Source organism: Neobacillus sp. (genome assembly GCF_031988165.1).
Lineage (GTDB): Bacteria > Bacillota > Bacilli > Bacillales > Cytobacillaceae > Neobacillus > Neobacillus rhizosphaerae.
The window spans coordinates 44,978-59,884 of the sequence record NZ_DALZYO010000037.1 but is presented as its reverse complement, the minus strand read 5'-3'; the positions used below and the strand labels follow the sequence as shown (position 1 = coordinate 59,884).

Here is a 14,907-nt window from a genome sequence, read left to right as displayed (position 1 = left end):
CAATCAACAGGGTGGCAAATCAACCTAAAGAATTGCAACACACTTTTTCTAACCTAGCTAAGTGTGTGCATCAAAAGGCTTTTCAGAGGGAGAGTCAATCAAAAATATTGTTAGTCTCGTTCCCCATTTTTATTTAAATACAATAATCCGCTGTGTTACGATAGAGTATAAAAGTAAATCAGGGAAAGAGGTGGAGAAAATGATTAAAACGATTTTGTTTGATGTAGATGGGGTTCTTTTAAGTGAGGAGCATTATTTTGATGCATCTGCCTTAACTGTTTGGGAGATGTTGATAAGTGGCAATTATTTAGCACTGGCTCCTGAAAAATTTAAAACGGACTATAGCGAGGCCGAGACCAAGGAAATAAGAGAGATGCTATTTGAAAATGATAAGGTCCTTAAGTTTATGAAATCCCGCGGCCTTAATGCCAACTGGGACATGATCTACCTAACATTTTGCCATCAACTAATTCACCTACTATCGCAAATAAAAGATATGGAATTTGAAAAAATTAACAAATGGTGTCAGGCACCAATTAATCGTGAAACGTTATTAGAGATTGGCGGATTGTTGAGTCATTATCCTGTGGTGACGGATTTTAATTTGTTTGTGGAGGATTTCAATGGGTCACTGGTAATGAAACAGGAATTGTTGGGATACTTGAATGTGCTGGCTCTTGAAAAACTTGGGGTGGAAACTTCCATTTTTAATAAAGGTGAGCTGTGGTCCATATGTGAGCATATTTCTCAGGAATGGTATGTTGGCGATGAGAATGTTTTTGCTTCTACCGGGAGACCATCTGTGCAAACAGGCAAAAAAGGCTTTTTAGCAAATGAGGCAACATTAGCACCAAGAGAAGAAATTGCTGAGCTTTTTCAATTTCTAACCACCACTGGATTTGAGATTGGAATTGGAACAGGCCGACCGGCACTTGAAACGATTCAACCTTTTCAGCATTTAGGGTGGTTGAAGTACTTTGAAGGGGATCGAATTGTGACGGCTGATGAAGTGTTAGTGGCGGAACAGGAACTTCCAGAATGGAAATCTTTATCGAAGCCGCATCCGTATACCTACATAATGGGTTTAAAAGGGAAAGGAACTCCTGTCAAGGAATGCATAGAAATGGCATTGCCAATTGAAAATGGCGAAACTGTTCTTATTGTTGGAGATTCGTTGGCGGATCTTCTGGCTGCTAGGCAAATGGGCTGCCAATTTGCTGCTGTCTTAACGGGGTTATCTGGAAAAGATGCAAGAAGTGAATTTGAACAGCATAAAGCGGATTATATTCTTGATTCTGTGCTTGATTTGAAAGGTATTTTATAAAAAAAGGGTAGGTTTCGTACTTTACTACTCCTTGAGAGTTATCTATTTGCGGAAATTGGTAATTAATAAATAGAAAAACATAGTATATCAGTCAATCTAATTGTTATATCAGCGATAAATACCCTTATATCAGCGAATCTTATAGTTATATCAGCGAATCTTATAGTTATATCAGCGAATCTGAGTATTTTATCAGCGAATCAAGGAAATCACAACATCTTATCATAACAGAGCATGAAAGGAGGGAGTGCGTACGGCAATCCCTCCTTCCTGTGTCTAAATGCTTTCCACTTTTTCCAACTCAAGTTGTCCTGGTTCAAAAATATCCACATTTGACAGCTCTAGTAGTTGTGCTTCTTCTAATCCATCAATTCGTGTTAATACTTGAATTACATTAGCACTTAGTGTCTTATCAAGGGTTAATACCATAATGGCTTCACCGCCGACCTCTGTCCGCCCAACCTGCATTGTCCCAATATTGATGTTATGATCGCCCAACAGAGATCCAACCTTGCCAATCATTCCAGGTAGGTCGCGGTGCTTGATATATAAAAGATATTTTTCTGGTTTCACATCAATCCGGTATTGGTTAATTTTTAAAATTCTTGCACCGTAACCGTTTAGGACCGTTGCCCCAATGCGAGCCTCTTCAGAGCCCTGAGACACGCTGAGCTCCATGTAATTGGCAAAGCCTTTATTAGTGGCATTTTTCACTACATTATAGGAAACACCTTGCTCTTTCAAAAGATGAAGCGCATTAATAAGATTGACTGAATCACTTAAATGATAGGATAATACGCCTTTCAATAGCGTCCTTGTTAATAATTCTGTGTCCTCATCAATTAAATCTCCATAATAATTAATTTCGATTTTCGTAGGTGCCTGCTTGCTTAATAATTGAATCACCAGCTGTCCCATTTGATCACCGAGCAGTAAATATGGCTGCAGCTTAGCCTGCGTTTCCCCAGACATTTGCGGCATATTGACCGCATTTTGAATCGACTGTGTTTCAAAAATCTCAATGATTTCCGCACTTACCTCCTGTGCCACCTTTTCCTGTGCTTCTACCGTTGAAGCACCAAGATGCGGGGTCACAATGATATTGGGGTTTTGCAGCAAATCAGGGTCAGAAACTGGCTCTTTTTCAAAAACATCAAGAGCAGCACCAGCTACATGCCCGGCTTGAATTGCCCTCACTAATGATTTTTCGTCAATGACACCGCCGCGAGCACAATTGACAAAGCGAACCCCTTTTTTTGTTTTTCGTAAATAATCATCATTCACAAGTCCGCGTGTATCATTGGTCAGCGGGGTATGAATTGTAATAAAATCGGATTCCGTGGCAATTAAATCAAGGCTTGCTTTTGTGATCCCCAATTTTTTCGCGCGGTCTTCGGTTAAGTAGGGGTCAAACCCTAATATGTTCATACCAAAGCTTTTGGCCCGTTTGGCTACTTCTGTGCCAATTTTACCCATGCCGATGACACCAAGCGTTTTTTTATACAATTCCACCCCCTTAAAGGAGTTACGATCCCATGCCCCAGCGGAAGTTTTTTGATGTGCCTGTGGAATTTTCCGCGCTAATGACAGCATCATAGCCAATGTATGCTCTGTTGCCGCAATTGTATTTGCACCAGGGGCATTAATAACAATAATCCCTTTTCGTGTAGCGGCATTCACATCAATATTATCGACCCCGACACCCGCTCTGGCAATGACTCTCAACTTTTCAGCGGCTTGAAGTAATTCAGCGGTTACCTTTGTTTGACTTCTCAAAATCAAGGCATCGTAATCCCCAATGATATTTTTTAACTCCTCAACAGGAAGTGTCGGCTGCCTTTCAACAACAAAATGGGGGTGCTCCATTAAACTCTTTAAGCCAGTACTACTAATTCCGTCGGTTACAAGTACTTTATACATGGTCCATCCATACCTCCTCAGCTCTTTTCACCGCTTTACCTAACACATTTGTTCCTTGTAAAAATTTCAAGGTCATTTCAATGCTTCCTAATACTTTTATGATGTCAAACGGCGTGCAATACCCCATATGGCCGATTCGGAAAATTTCACCTTTTAATTTTTTCTGTCCGCCACCAACCGTAATGGCAAACTTATCTTTTAACATTTTCTTCATTTGTTTCGAAGGTGCATCCAGCGTTCTTACTGCAGTTACAGTAGGTGACGCATCTTCATCAGATGTTAACAGTGGAATCTCAATCGCCTTCAAGCCTTCTCGGGTCATTGTTTTTAAAAGTTGATGCCGCTTAATGACGTTCTCAAAGCCTTCTTCTTCAAACATATTACAAACCTCTTGGGCCCCGTAAATGAGTGAGACGGCAGGGGTAAATGGTGTCGATTTTTCAGTTTCATATGATGCTAGATAGCGGTTTAAATCAAGATAAAACCGCTGTGCCTTACAGTTTCGAATCACTTCCCTTGCCATGTCGCTTATCGCCACAAAGGCCAATCCGGGAGGCAGCATCAATGCTTTTTGTGATCCGGCAACGAGAATATCGATATTCCATCCCTTCATATCTACTGGAACAGCTCCAATGCAGCTTACTCCGTCAACAATATATAGCGCATTAGTTAATCGCTTCACAACCGCACCTAAATCTTTTATCGGATTAAGGATGGATGTAGAAGTTTCACAATAAGTAGCAAATACGGCTTTTATATCGTTTGGAAGGGACTGCAAAAATTCCTCCAGCTGCTCGGGTTTACACGTGTTCCCCCATTCAATATTCAAGCGGTGGACATTCGCACCAAAGGTCTCGCAAATCGCGGCAAAACGATCTCCGAAAGCACCAGCGACAATGACAACAACATTATCATTTGCTTCGATTACGTTAGCTGCCGCTGCTTCTAAGGCGGAGGTACCACTCCCTGCAAGAACGGTAACAGGATTTTCTGAACCAAAAACGGGCATGAGGCGGGTAGAAACATCTTCTAGTAACTTAGGGAATTCTTGGCTGCGGTGGGCAATCATTGGCTGATTCATCGCAGATTTCACACGATCGGGAATCGGCGTTGGACCTGGGGCGAACAAGTAGTGCTGATCAAGTAACATCAAAATCATCCTCTCTTTTTTTGCTTGGTGTTAGCGACTATAAATAGTCACTTCTTTTTTTATAAAAGAAAACGTCCCTCATAACAGACTTATGGTCCTGTTATGAGGGACGTGAATAAACGCGTGGTGCCACCCTCTTTTGCTGCAGGAAAAATAACAGCAGCCTCAAACAATGTAACGGTTTTAACCGGGCTAACCTACTTAAAGCTTTCAGCAGCCAGTTCAGAAGGGCTGGGCACTATTTTAATCAGAATCTTTTTGGTTAAATTCTAATTAGCATAAATTAAGAATTTGCACCGGTTTGCAGCAGACACCGGCTCTCTGAAGCATTTTCTTAATGCCGTCTTCATCATCACTTTTCATCTATAGCATAACTCAAATTGATTGAAATTTCAAAAAGCAACTAAATATAGGGACTATTCTACAACGATACCTTCAGTATTGTAAAGGGATAAAGAAGAAAAAATTTTTCATAATATATTAAAAAATTTTACCTAAAAATCGTAATTCAAGTGTGACATGGTAGTAAGCGATTTCACAGCAATTTATGAAAATAAATCTATTGTAAAAAAATAAAGAGAATCATATAATGTCTACAACAGAAAAACATTTGTCCTTGTATGGTGGACATTAACAAGAGGGGGATACTAGTGAAAGCAATCTCAATTGGGTTACTAGGTTTAGGCACCGTTGGCTCAGGTGTTGTCAAAATCATAAAAAATCATCAGGATAAATTAATACACCAAGTGGGATGTCCGGTGGTAATCAAAAAAATCCTTGTTCAAGATTTACTTAAGAATAGACCGGTTGATGTGGAAACAGAGCTATTAACATCAAACGCCGACGAGATTCTTTTTGATGAGGAAATAGATGTGGTGATCGAGGTAATGGGCGGAGTTCAGGAAACAAAGAACTATTTGATTAGTGCCCTCCAGCAAGGCAAACATGTAGTGACGGCAAATAAAGATTTGATGGCGCTTCATGGTTCCGAGCTGTTAACGGTTGCTTCAGAGCATGGCTGCGACTTATTTTATGAAGCAAGTGTTGCCGGTGGTATTCCCATCTTAAGAGGGCTTGTTGACGGGCTTGCTTCCGATCGAATTACCCAAATGATGGGGATTGTAAACGGAACAACGAATTATATATTAACCAAAATGAGTGATGAAGGCCGATCCTATGAGGGAGTACTTAAAGAAGCGCAAGAGCTCGGGTTTGCCGAAGCCGATCCAACAGCTGATGTCGAAGGATTAGATGCAGCCCGCAAAATGACGATCCTGGCTACATTAGGATTTTCGATGCACATTGATTTAGATGATGTGAAGGTAAGCGGCATTTCAAACATTACCGAAGAAGATTTACGATACGGAAAACAATTAGGCTATACGATGAAACTCATCGGCTATGCCCATCGTGAGGGAGAAAAAGTCGAGGTAAGTGTTGCACCGACCTTCTTGTCCAACAACCATCCGCTTGCCTCTGTACAAAATGAATACAATGCTGTGTATGTATACGGAGAAGCAGTTGGCGAAACGATGTTCTATGGACCTGGTGCCGGCAGTCTGCCGACTGCAACAGCAGTTGTTTCAGACCTGGTCGGCGTCATGAAAAATCTAAGATTGGGTGTAAATGGCCGAAGTGCTGTGACACCGCAATATCAAAAGCGTTTAAAGGATAACGGTGAAAAGTATTCTAAATACTTCCTAAGAATTCATGTGCAGGACGAGGTGGGTGTTTTTGCTGATATTACCTCTATTTTTGCGAAACATGGCGTCAGCTTTGAAAAAATACTGCAGCTGCCAATCAAGAAAAATGAAACGTCAGAAATCGTTTTAGTAACACACCGAGCGTCGTTAACAAATTATGATCTAATTTTACAAGAATTAAACCACTTGAATGCGGTGAAGGAAGTAAAAAGTGCCTATCGTGTGGTGAGGAAATCGTTATGAGATGGCTAGGATTATTAGAAACCTATAAAGCGTATTTACCAATCAACAATCAAACTCCAAGACTTACACTGAATGAAGGAAATACCCCGCTAGTAAAGCTTGAACGATTGTCTCAAGAATGGGACGTTGAGCTTTATGTGAAAATGGAAGGAGCGAATCCGACAGGATCCTTTAAGGATCGGGGAATGGTCATGGCTGTCGCTAAAGCAGTGGAGGAGGGTAGTAAAACGGTCATTTGTGCCTCAACAGGCAATACTTCCGCATCCGCTGCAGCCTATGCGGCACGGGCCGGGATAAAATGTATCATTGTCATTCCTGAAGGGAAAATTGCGCTCGGCAAACTGGCTCAGGCGATGATGTACGGGGCTGAAATAATCTCGATTGAGGGCAATTTTGACCAAGCGCTGAAAATGGTTCGAAATATTAGTGAAGTAGAACCGATTACACTTGTCAATTCAGTGAATCCGTTCCGGTTAGAAGGGCAAAAAACAGCGGCCTTTGAGGTATGCGACCAGCTAGGGGATGCCCCTGACATTTTAGCAATCCCAGTTGGAAACGCTGGAAATATTAGTGCCTATTGGAAAGGGTTTAAGGAATTTGCTGAGAAAAAGGCTACGAGCTTACCGCGCATGTTTGGCTTTCAAGCTGCAGGGGCTGCTGCCCTTGTTCATAACCGGGTCTTTGAAAATCCAGAAACGATTGCCACGGCCATTCGGATTGGGAATCCGGCAAGCTGGGACCTAGCTGTTTCCGCTGTTCAAGAATCAAAGGGGCTGTTCGATGAAATCACCGATGAAGAAATTGTCGCTGCCTATAAAAAATTAGCTTCAGCTGAAGGTGTTTTTGCCGAACCGGCTTCCTGTGCTTCCATTGCTGGTGTTTTTAAGAGTATCCAAAATGGAAAAATCGAAAAAGGCACGAAAATTGTCTGTGTGCTGACAGGAAACGGTTTGAAGGATCCAGACACAGCTATCCAAAGCAGCCTGGTTAAGCCGTTACATTTACCGAATGATGAAAAAGAAGTGACAGAACATATTCGAGGGGTTGTCGTTAATGCCTCTAATTAACCGCTTCATTATCAAGGTCCCGGCAAGCTCCGCTAATCTTGGACCTGGTTTTGATTCCATGGGACTAGCTGTAAATTTATATTTAACGTTAGAGGTTGAGGAGAGCAGCCACTGGGAATTCTCCTCTACCACAGATGAACTAATGCATCTCCCTACGGATGACACCCATTTTATCGGCCAAATTGCTTTACAAATTGCTGAAAAGTATGGAAAAGTCTTACCTCCTTGTAAGGTGAAAATGGAAAGTGAGATTCCTCTAGCTCGCGGGCTAGGGTCAAGTGCTGCGGCGATTGTTGCTGGGATTGAGCTTGCTGATACGGTGGGAAATTTGGGTCTAACACAAAAAGAGAAGCTTTTTCTCGCTACAGAGCTAGAAGGTCATCCTGATAATGTCGGGGCCTCACTCTTAGGCGGGTTAGTAATTGGCTGTTATTGTAAAAATGAGGTGGATATGCTTTCATTCACGAATCTTCCGTTTGAAATGACTGCGGTCATTCCGCAGGAAATCCTTCTGACGAAGGATTCACGGGATGTACTCCCGACCGCATTTTCCCAAAGTGGAGCCATTCAAGCATCGGCAACAGCCAATCTTTTAGTTGCGGCCCTTTTAAGTGAAAACTGGGACGTAGCAGGCAAAATGATGGAGCGAGACCTTTTCCACCAGCCATACAGGAAACCATTGATCCACGGTTATCAGGAAATCGAAAATATGGCTAAATTGAGCGGTGCATTCGGAGTTGCCTTGAGTGGTGCTGGACCAACCGTCATTTGCTTTACCGAAAAAGGAAAAGGAACAAGGTTGGCTCAGGACTTACAAGCTGCATTTCCAGAAATGACCGTGAGATCACTTCAGATCGACTATACTGGTAGTCGTTTACAAGTAATTGAATCAGAAAACTTTATTAATCCAATCAAGCAGCCATAGCATAGGGCTGTTTTTTTTGTTATTGTCCGAGGGATTATCTAATAGTTACACAAATTAGATGGGGAACTTCGATATATTATAGAGATTATTGGCACCCATTACATAAATTGGCTAAATCAAATCACTAGCACTTTCAATAAATAATTTTGATACAATCGATTGCGTTTTATTAATGTTGTAAACAAGGTAGAAATATCTTTCATCATTGAATCCTTCTAAATTATGCATTTTAAGCATCTTTTTACAGACGTATTCCTTTGCTGCTATTTCTGAAATAATTGAAATCCCAATATCCTGCATCACAAACTGAATTAAACTCTGGCCATCCTCTATATAGGAAATAATATTTAATTGGTCTTTAGCAATATTATTTTTTTTCAAATATCTTTCAAGCATCGAATTCGTTCCTGAATCAGAAGTTCGCATCAAAAAAGGGAACTGTAATATATCCTGGAAGCTCACCGTTCCTGATAAATCTACCTCATTCGAAGTAATAAGTACTAACTTTTCTTTTAATAAGGGAATATAGCGAAGTCTATCATCCTCGTATTTTTCCCCTAAGATACCGATATCAACTGAACCGTTAAGCACCTTCTCGGCAACAGCTTTTGATGAAGATTGGTTAATATGAAACATGACATCAGGATAGTGCCTTCTAAATTGATTGACCATCTTTGGTAACATAAACTGCCCTGGTACAGAACTTGCTGCAATTCGAATCATTCCTCGAAGCTCTGTCATCCCCTGCTTTAAGTCGAGCAATGCCTGATCCTTCATGAGTAGAAGTTTAAGTGCCCATTGATATAACCGTTCCCCAGATGGTGTAAGAATGCTTTCCCGACCAACACGATCAAATAGCTTAATGCCCAGCATTTTTTCCAATGCTTGAATGTGAGAGCTAACGGTTGATTGACTTAGGAAGATATCTTCAGCCGCCTTAGAAAAGCTTTTATGCTCGACCACCTTTGAAAAAACGTAGAGTTGATGTAAATCCATAGGAATCTTCTCCTTATATATTCATATACTCGATTAATAGTGATTGGTAAAATAGATAAATTGAATTTATTTAAGCGTAACACTTTTTTATAATGGAAGAGACCTACCAATTTGAAATGTTTATGACAGTTGTAAAGGAGAGGAATACATGGCATTTCAATCTATTCCTGATTTTATCTATGACGCCGGTCCAACTGGATGCGGGGAATTGATTATGAATTTATTTTTAACCATGAAAAAGATGGAACGCGGGCAAATTATTGAGGTAATTTCCTATGACCCCGGTGCTAGAGAGGACCTGCCTGCTTGGTGCCGAATGCAAAAGCATACTCTTCTTGAACGTAAAGATTTGGGCAAGACAAACCATTACTATATTGAAAAAGGCTAATTTCAGCCTTTTACATAAACAACAAAATAACGGAGGAATGAAAAATGGCTGGCAAATTTTTAGTGAGTTTAACAAATGCAAAGAACGATGCTGACAAAGCAACGGTTGGTTTCGTGGTTGCAAACGCTGCAGTTGCATCAGGACAAGAAACAGTTGTGTTTCTAAATGTTGAAGGCGCTTACCTAGCTTTGAAAGGGTATGCAAATGAGATTCACGAAGAAGGCTTTGCGCCATTAAAGCAGTTAATGGATCAATTTGTTGAAGCAGGCGGAATCCTTTGGGTGTGCAGTCCATGCTATAAAAAGCGCGGCTTAGATGAAGAGAATTTAATCGAAGGTGCAACGATTGTCGGTGGAGCTAAATTAGTTGAGTTCCTTAGCCAAGGTGCTGCATCGATTACTTATTAATTTAGGTGGAAAATATGCAAAATCCTCAGGCGGTATGTGACGGCGGAGATTTAGATTGCGGCTCAGGCCTGCTGCTAATCATAAAAAAAGCAATGGACCCTCTGTTGGGTGGGCAGATTCTTGAAGTCCGCAGTAGGGAAAGAACGGTGGCTGAGGACCTGCCTGCATGGTGCCGAATGGTTAATCATGAATTTCTTGTCTCAGAGCCTGGTGAAAATACAACCAGATATTTTATCAGAAAAGGCTCCTCTCAAGCAGAACTTGAGCAGGATTTACAGGCAGCAAAAGGCTATCAATGGTGTGTTCGTGTTCGTGGGGAAAAGGATCTCTCCGCAAAAATTTATTCTAGAAACCATACTTTTTTAGCGGGACAGCCAGCTGATTTCAGTCCAAAGGTGAATGCGCCAAGTGCCATCGATTATCTGCTTGCCTCGCTTGCCTCTTGTTTGACAGTTGGCTTTAAGGCTCAAGCCTCAAAGCGTAATCTTGAGATTGATAATCTTGAGCTAGCTTTAAAAGGTGGCTTGGATAATGTGTTGTACCATTTGGAATTAGAAGATGAAGGCAGTCCGAAAATGGAACAAATTTCGGGAACCTTTTATGTATCATCGCCCGAATCGGAAGTTGAGCTCGAGGAAATATGGAACAATACTCTTTCACGTTCGCCAATCTATCAAACTCTTAAACAAACAGTAAAAATTGAAATTAAGCTCTCAATTGTATTTTAACAGGGGGTCTTGCAATCGTGAATTTACCTAAGTTTCCAACGACCGTTATTGGCAGCTGGCCGAGGGCGACAGAAGTGAAAAAGGCAATGCGTGACAAACGTGCAGGAAGAATAAGTGAGGAAGAGTTCCAATCAATTGCTGATACAGCAATAATACATTGCTTGAAATGGCAAGAAGAAGCAGGGATTGATATTGTCTCTGATGGAGAACAACGGCGCGATAATTTTATCTCTTTTGTGGCGGAGCATCTAAATAATGTCCGGATGCTGATGGTGTCGGAATTACTTGAATATGTCGAAGATAAAGCTAGCTTTGAGGAGATCCTAGGTACATTAGATGTCCCGGCTTTCTCAATGTCCAATCCGGCAGCTACTGGAAAAATCAGCCGCAAAAAGCCGCTTGCCTTAAATGACTATTTATTTTTAAAAAAGCATACGGACAAAGCTATTAAAATGACATTACCTGGTCCATACCTGTTAACTCGTGCAATGTGGGTAGAAGGACTATCCAAGGAAGCTTACCCGACAAAAGAGGATTTAGCAGTAGATATTATTAAAGTTTTGCGTGAAGAACTGGAAGAGTTAATTGCGGCTGGAGTTGATTTTATTCAATTCGATGAGCCAGTGTTAACGGAGCTTGTTTTCACACAAAAAAATGCGAATCGTACATTCATGTGCGGAGCGTTGACTGCGAAGGCTGACGCGGAAGAAGAAATTGCGTTTGCATTAGATTTGATGAACCAGGTAACAAAAGGGATGTTAGGAAGGGGCACACGAATTGGTGTTCATGTCTGCCGCGGAAACTGGAGCACGCAGGAGCAGGTTCTGCTTCGTGGTCCTTATTATCCGTTAATTCCGTATCTCGCTCATGTAAATGTTGACCAGCTTATCCTTGAATATGCTACCCCACGTGCTGGTGAGATTGATGCGATTCGTGATTTTGGAGGTAAAGAGCTAGGATTTGGAATTGTAAATCCACGAACAGAAACCGTGGAAACGGTGGAAGCAATCGTTGAACGTGTTCAAGATGCTAGAGAATATATAGAGGATGAAAAAATCTTCTTAAATCCAGATTGCGGCTTTGGGACGTTTGCGCAGCGGCCAATGAATAGTGACGAGATTGCTTTTGAAAAATTAAAGGTTATGTCTGAAGCAGCGAAGAAGCTGCGGGAAATGGTTTTGGCATAGTTTGTGATAGAATGGAGGAATTTCAATGGGACATTTGATGAACTTTAAAGTAGAAGGTAAAGGAACTGGAATGCGCCTCGATGGGGTTGCCGGCAAGCATACCATCGCTATTGATGAACCAGTATCGTTTGGCGGAAAGGACTCGGCGATTGATCCGCTATCAACGTTTTTATCCTCACTGATTGCTTGTGAAAATGTAATGGCACAACTAATCGCTAAGGAAATGAAGTTTGACCTTCAGGGAATTACATTTGCTGTGGAAGGAAGCTTAGATTTGGCTGGGCTAATGGGCGACTTAACGGTAAAACCTTATTTCCAGCAAGTCAAAGTCAAAGCGGTTGTAGAAACTTCCGAACCGCAAGAAAGAATTGATGAATTGCAAAAAGCAGTTGACCAAAGGTGCCCTGTTTTTAGAACAATGAAGGATGCCGGAATTCCTGTTGAAAATCAATGGGTGAAAGCAACGGTAAGAGCTTAATAAACGGAGGAGTGATGTTTTTGCATCACTCCTTTTCAATTAAATAGATTGAACCATCTTTTCGGAATTAAGGCATACATCCAGAATCCATGGCCATTTCCCATGCCCAGAATTGGTATTAATGTGACCTGCATTAGGTAATATGATAGAAGGGAGACCTAAGCCTAGAAAGGTTTTTGCATCCTCGTTACTGCAAAAAGGATCATTAGATGAATGGACAAACTGTGTCTCCTCAGCCACTACTGATAACTGATTTTTATTCAAAGGAACCGGATAAAAATTTTTCGCTTCTGAGAGAATAATTTTTGGAGAGGGCGGCGCAACAAGAATAGCTTGTTTGGCGAGCCGTTTGTTTTGGCTAGCGGCGTAATGAAGCCATAATAAGCAGCCCAGACTATGCGTAATAACGGTAAGACTATTATTTTCAGGGGTATTTTCAATGGCAGCAGCTAACTCCTCCATCCACACCTCTTTATTGGGTGAATCGACGTTTGTAAAGGTTGGGTAACTTACATGATAATTTCTAAGTGTTAATTCATGGGCTAACCAAGTTTGCCAATGATCAGGTCCGCTACCCCCTAATCCATGAATAAAAAGAAAACTCTGTTGGTTCATAAAATCACCTCTTTTAATTTTATTATTCCGATAGATTAAATGGGTTTTAATGAATTATATCGTCTTTATAAACGAATGGCAATCGGAGAATACTTTTTTAACACCAAATAATTGAAGCTGATATTTGCAATTGTAATGATAAACACGCAATATTAATGGAATAGGTTAGGTAATGTAGAAAGTAGGGGTATTTTTGTCAGATTTTTTATCAATAGGTATTTCGGAAACATTAGTGGATAAATTACGTGACTATGGTATTGCAAAGCCAACGCCAATTCAAGAGCAAGCAATTCCATTTGTGATGGATGGTAACGATATTATTGCTCAGGCGCAAACCGGAACAGGGAAGACATTTGCGTTTATCCTGCCGATTCTTGAAAAAATTAATCGGAATGCAGGACATGTTCAAGCACTCATCGTTACTCCAACAAGAGAACTAGCTTTGCAAATTACAGAAGAAATTGAAAAATTGATCGCTAATATTGAGGGTGTTGATGTCTTGGCTGTCTATGGCGGGCAGGATGTTGTTAAACAGCTAAAAAAATTAAAGAGGAATCCGCAAATTGTCGTTGGGACACCTGGACGGCTGTTAGATCATATAAGGAGAGAGACGGTTCGATTATCAGAAATTTCCTTCCTTGTTTTGGATGAAGCGGATCAAATGCTTCATATTGGCTTTCTTAATGAAGTGGAAGATATTATCAGAGAAACTCCTGAGAATCGGCAGACGATGTTGTTCTCGGCAACGATTCCGCCAGAAATTCGCAAATTAGCAAAAAAGCATATGCGTGAACCGGAATATATTCAAGTGGAAAAGACACAAGGACCGGCTGACAATGTCAAGCAGATAGCCATTCATACAACTGACCGGGCGAAACAAGCAACGCTCATTCAGTTAGTGGAAACGCATCGGCCTTTTTTAGCGGTAATTTTTTGCCGAACGAAACGAAGAGTAAGCAAACTTTATGATGTACTTAAAGCAAACGGCTTTTCTTGTGACGAATTGCACGGTGATTTGTCACAAGCCAAAAGAGAGCGAGTGATGAAAAGCTTCAGGGATGCGGAAATTCAATTATTGATTGCGACGGATGTGGCAGCTAGAGGGCTTGATGTCGAAGGTGTCACCCATGTCTTTAATTACGATATTCCACAGGATGCTGAAAGCTTTGTTCATCGAATTGGCCGAACGGGCAGGGCGGGAATGACCGGATTGGCCATCACTTTTTACTCTTCTGCAGATCGTCCTATGCTCGATACGATTGAAAAAGAATTAAACATAACGATTCAAAAACAAAACATCGGAAATACAGAAGAGGAAAAAGAGAATACGAGAGACGTCAAAAAAGTGCATCCCAATGTTAAAAAGGAAAAACGTGGGATAGGAAAGGACGAATACAAAAAAACAAGGAGATCCCATAATCGAAATGGTACGGATACAAAAGAAGGCCGGCCTGAGCGAAGAGGGAAATTCCAAAGCATGTCTGAGAAACCAGGCAAACCAAAAGGAAATTCGAGCTCAAAAAGACAAAGCACAAATGCTGCCGCAGAAAACGGAATCAAGCAAAGACCCATTAATGGAAAACAAACGAATTCAAATTCCCAATCCTTATCGTCTAGAAGAAGCAGTACTAAAACAGGAACAGGAAGAAATAAGCAAAGGTAAATAGCATATTTAGAACCACCAAAAGTGTGTCTAAATGAAAGAAAGAATGAGGCTGATTCAAAAGATCGTGAAAAACGACTTTTTGAGGTCAGCTTTTCTTTTTCTGCATTCTT

15 protein-coding genes are annotated in these 14,907 nt (G+C 41.0%); 11 read left to right on the top strand and 4 right to left on the bottom strand.

All coding sequences use genetic code 11. The features are described from left to right. Nucleotides 1–199: 199 nt before the first annotated feature. Complete coding sequence (locus tag RTR43_RS19865) at nt 200–1,324, top strand: HAD family hydrolase (RefSeq protein WP_312474289.1); 1,125 nt, start codon at nt 200–202, stop codon at nt 1,322–1,324. A gap of 276 nt (nt 1,325–1,600) precedes the next feature. Here the strand turns inward: RTR43_RS19865 and serA are convergent, their stop codons facing one another. Then, nucleotides 1,601–3,244 (bottom strand): phosphoglycerate dehydrogenase, encoded by a 1,644-nt coding sequence (serA, locus tag RTR43_RS19860; protein WP_312474288.1) that lies wholly within the window; start codon nt 3,242–3,244, stop codon nt 1,601–1,603. Further along, nucleotides 3,237–4,394 carry a pyridoxal-phosphate-dependent aminotransferase family protein gene (locus tag RTR43_RS19855; RefSeq protein WP_312474286.1) on the bottom strand — a complete coding sequence of 386 codons (1,158 nt, stop codon included), beginning with the start codon at nt 4,392–4,394 and terminating at the stop codon, nt 3,237–3,239. Before RTR43_RS19855 ends, serA begins: the two co-directional genes overlap by 8 nt. A 111-nt stretch (nt 4,395–4,505) precedes the next feature. On the opposite strand from RTR43_RS19855, the gene RTR43_RS19850 reads away from it, so the two are divergent. From RTR43_RS19850 to thrB, 4 genes are all read left to right on the top strand, one after another. Next, entirely contained in the window at nt 4,506–4,667 is a 162-nt protein-coding gene (locus tag RTR43_RS19850) for a hypothetical protein (RefSeq protein WP_312474284.1), read from the top strand. 347 nt (nt 4,668–5,014) lie between these two features. Next, nucleotides 5,015–6,340 carry a homoserine dehydrogenase gene (locus RTR43_RS19845; protein ID WP_312474281.1) on the top strand — a complete coding sequence of 442 codons (1,326 nt, stop codon included), beginning with the start codon at nt 5,015–5,017 and terminating at the stop codon, nt 6,338–6,340. Continuing rightward, complete coding sequence (thrC, locus tag RTR43_RS19840; RefSeq protein ID WP_312474278.1) at nt 6,337–7,407, top strand: threonine synthase; 1,071 nt, start codon at nt 6,337–6,339, stop codon at nt 7,405–7,407. Before RTR43_RS19845 ends, thrC begins: the two co-directional genes overlap by 4 nt. Beyond that, nucleotides 7,394–8,332: a homoserine kinase gene (thrB, locus tag RTR43_RS19835; RefSeq protein ID WP_312474276.1), complete on the top strand. Its 939-nt coding sequence runs from the start codon at nt 7,394–7,396 to the stop codon at nt 8,330–8,332. The genes thrC and thrB overlap by 14 nt, the downstream gene beginning before the upstream one ends. Nucleotides 8,333–8,443: 111 nt before the next feature. Here thrB and RTR43_RS19830 read toward each other — a convergent pair whose 3' ends face one another. After that, complete coding sequence (locus tag RTR43_RS19830) at nt 8,444–9,328, bottom strand: selenium metabolism-associated LysR family transcriptional regulator (protein WP_312474275.1); 885 nt, start codon at nt 9,326–9,328, stop codon at nt 8,444–8,446. Nucleotides 9,329–9,476: 148 nt separating this feature from the next. Here RTR43_RS19830 and RTR43_RS19825 point away from each other — a divergent pair, with 148 nt between their 5' ends. From RTR43_RS19825 to RTR43_RS19805, 5 genes are read left to right on the top strand one after another with little or no spacing between them, the layout of a single operon-like run. Beyond that, nucleotides 9,477–9,716, top strand: coding sequence for a sulfurtransferase TusA family protein (locus tag RTR43_RS19825; protein ID WP_312474274.1), 240 nt, complete (start codon nt 9,477–9,479; stop codon nt 9,714–9,716). A 44-nt stretch (nt 9,717–9,760) separates the two neighbouring features. Beyond that, complete coding sequence (locus RTR43_RS19820) at nt 9,761–10,123, top strand: DsrE family protein (RefSeq protein ID WP_312474272.1); 363 nt, start codon at nt 9,761–9,763, stop codon at nt 10,121–10,123. Nucleotides 10,124–10,137: 14 nt separating this feature from the next. Continuing rightward, on the top strand, nt 10,138–10,851 hold the full coding sequence (locus tag RTR43_RS19815) for a sulfurtransferase TusA family protein (RefSeq protein WP_312474270.1): 714 nt from the start codon (nt 10,138–10,140) through the stop codon (nt 10,849–10,851). Nucleotides 10,852–10,868: 17 nt separating this feature from the next. After that, complete coding sequence (locus RTR43_RS19810) at nt 10,869–12,038, top strand: cobalamin-independent methionine synthase II family protein (protein WP_312474267.1); 1,170 nt, start codon at nt 10,869–10,871, stop codon at nt 12,036–12,038. A 25-nt stretch (nt 12,039–12,063) separates the two neighbouring features. After that, the gene (locus RTR43_RS19805) at nt 12,064–12,516 is read left to right on the top strand and encodes an OsmC family protein (RefSeq protein WP_312474265.1); all 453 of its coding nucleotides are present in this window, start codon (nt 12,064–12,066) and stop codon (nt 12,514–12,516) included. 39 nt (nt 12,517–12,555) lie between these two features. On the opposite strand, the gene RTR43_RS19800 is transcribed toward RTR43_RS19805, so the two are convergent. Next, entirely contained in the window at nt 12,556–13,131 is a 576-nt protein-coding gene (locus RTR43_RS19800) for an RBBP9/YdeN family alpha/beta hydrolase (protein WP_312474262.1), read from the bottom strand. Nucleotides 13,132–13,324: 193 nt separating this feature from the next. On the opposite strand from RTR43_RS19800, the gene RTR43_RS19795 reads away from it, so the two are divergent. Further along, complete coding sequence (locus RTR43_RS19795) at nt 13,325–14,794, top strand: DEAD/DEAH box helicase (RefSeq protein ID WP_312474259.1); 1,470 nt, start codon at nt 13,325–13,327, stop codon at nt 14,792–14,794. Nucleotides 14,795–14,907: the final 113 nt, after the last annotated feature.

Coding starts and splice junctions, on each gene's coding strand:
- thrC (WP_312474278.1), top strand. CDS start 6,337: ATGAGATGGCTAGGATTATTAGAAACCTATAAAGCGTATTTACCAATC.
- RTR43_RS19800 (WP_312474262.1), bottom strand. CDS start 13,131: ATGAACCAACAGAGTTTTCTTTTTATTCATGGATTAGGGGGTAGCGGA.
- RTR43_RS19855 (WP_312474286.1), bottom strand. CDS start 4,394: ATGTTACTTGATCAGCACTACTTGTTCGCCCCAGGTCCAACGCCGATT.
- thrB (WP_312474276.1), top strand. CDS start 7,394: ATGCCTCTAATTAACCGCTTCATTATCAAGGTCCCGGCAAGCTCCGCT.
- RTR43_RS19845 (WP_312474281.1), top strand. CDS start 5,015: ATGGTGGACATTAACAAGAGGGGGATACTAGTGAAAGCAATCTCAATT.
- RTR43_RS19805 (WP_312474265.1), top strand. CDS start 12,064: ATGGGACATTTGATGAACTTTAAAGTAGAAGGTAAAGGAACTGGAATG.
- serA (WP_312474288.1), bottom strand. CDS start 3,244: ATGTATAAAGTACTTGTAACCGACGGAATTAGTAGTACTGGCTTAAAG.
- RTR43_RS19815 (WP_312474270.1), top strand. CDS start 10,138: ATGCAAAATCCTCAGGCGGTATGTGACGGCGGAGATTTAGATTGCGGC.
- RTR43_RS19830 (WP_312474275.1), bottom strand. CDS start 9,328: ATGGATTTACATCAACTCTACGTTTTTTCAAAGGTGGTCGAGCATAAA.
- RTR43_RS19820 (WP_312474272.1), top strand. CDS start 9,761: ATGGCTGGCAAATTTTTAGTGAGTTTAACAAATGCAAAGAACGATGCT.
- RTR43_RS19865 (WP_312474289.1), top strand. CDS start 200: ATGATTAAAACGATTTTGTTTGATGTAGATGGGGTTCTTTTAAGTGAG.
- RTR43_RS19825 (WP_312474274.1), top strand. CDS start 9,477: ATGGCATTTCAATCTATTCCTGATTTTATCTATGACGCCGGTCCAACT.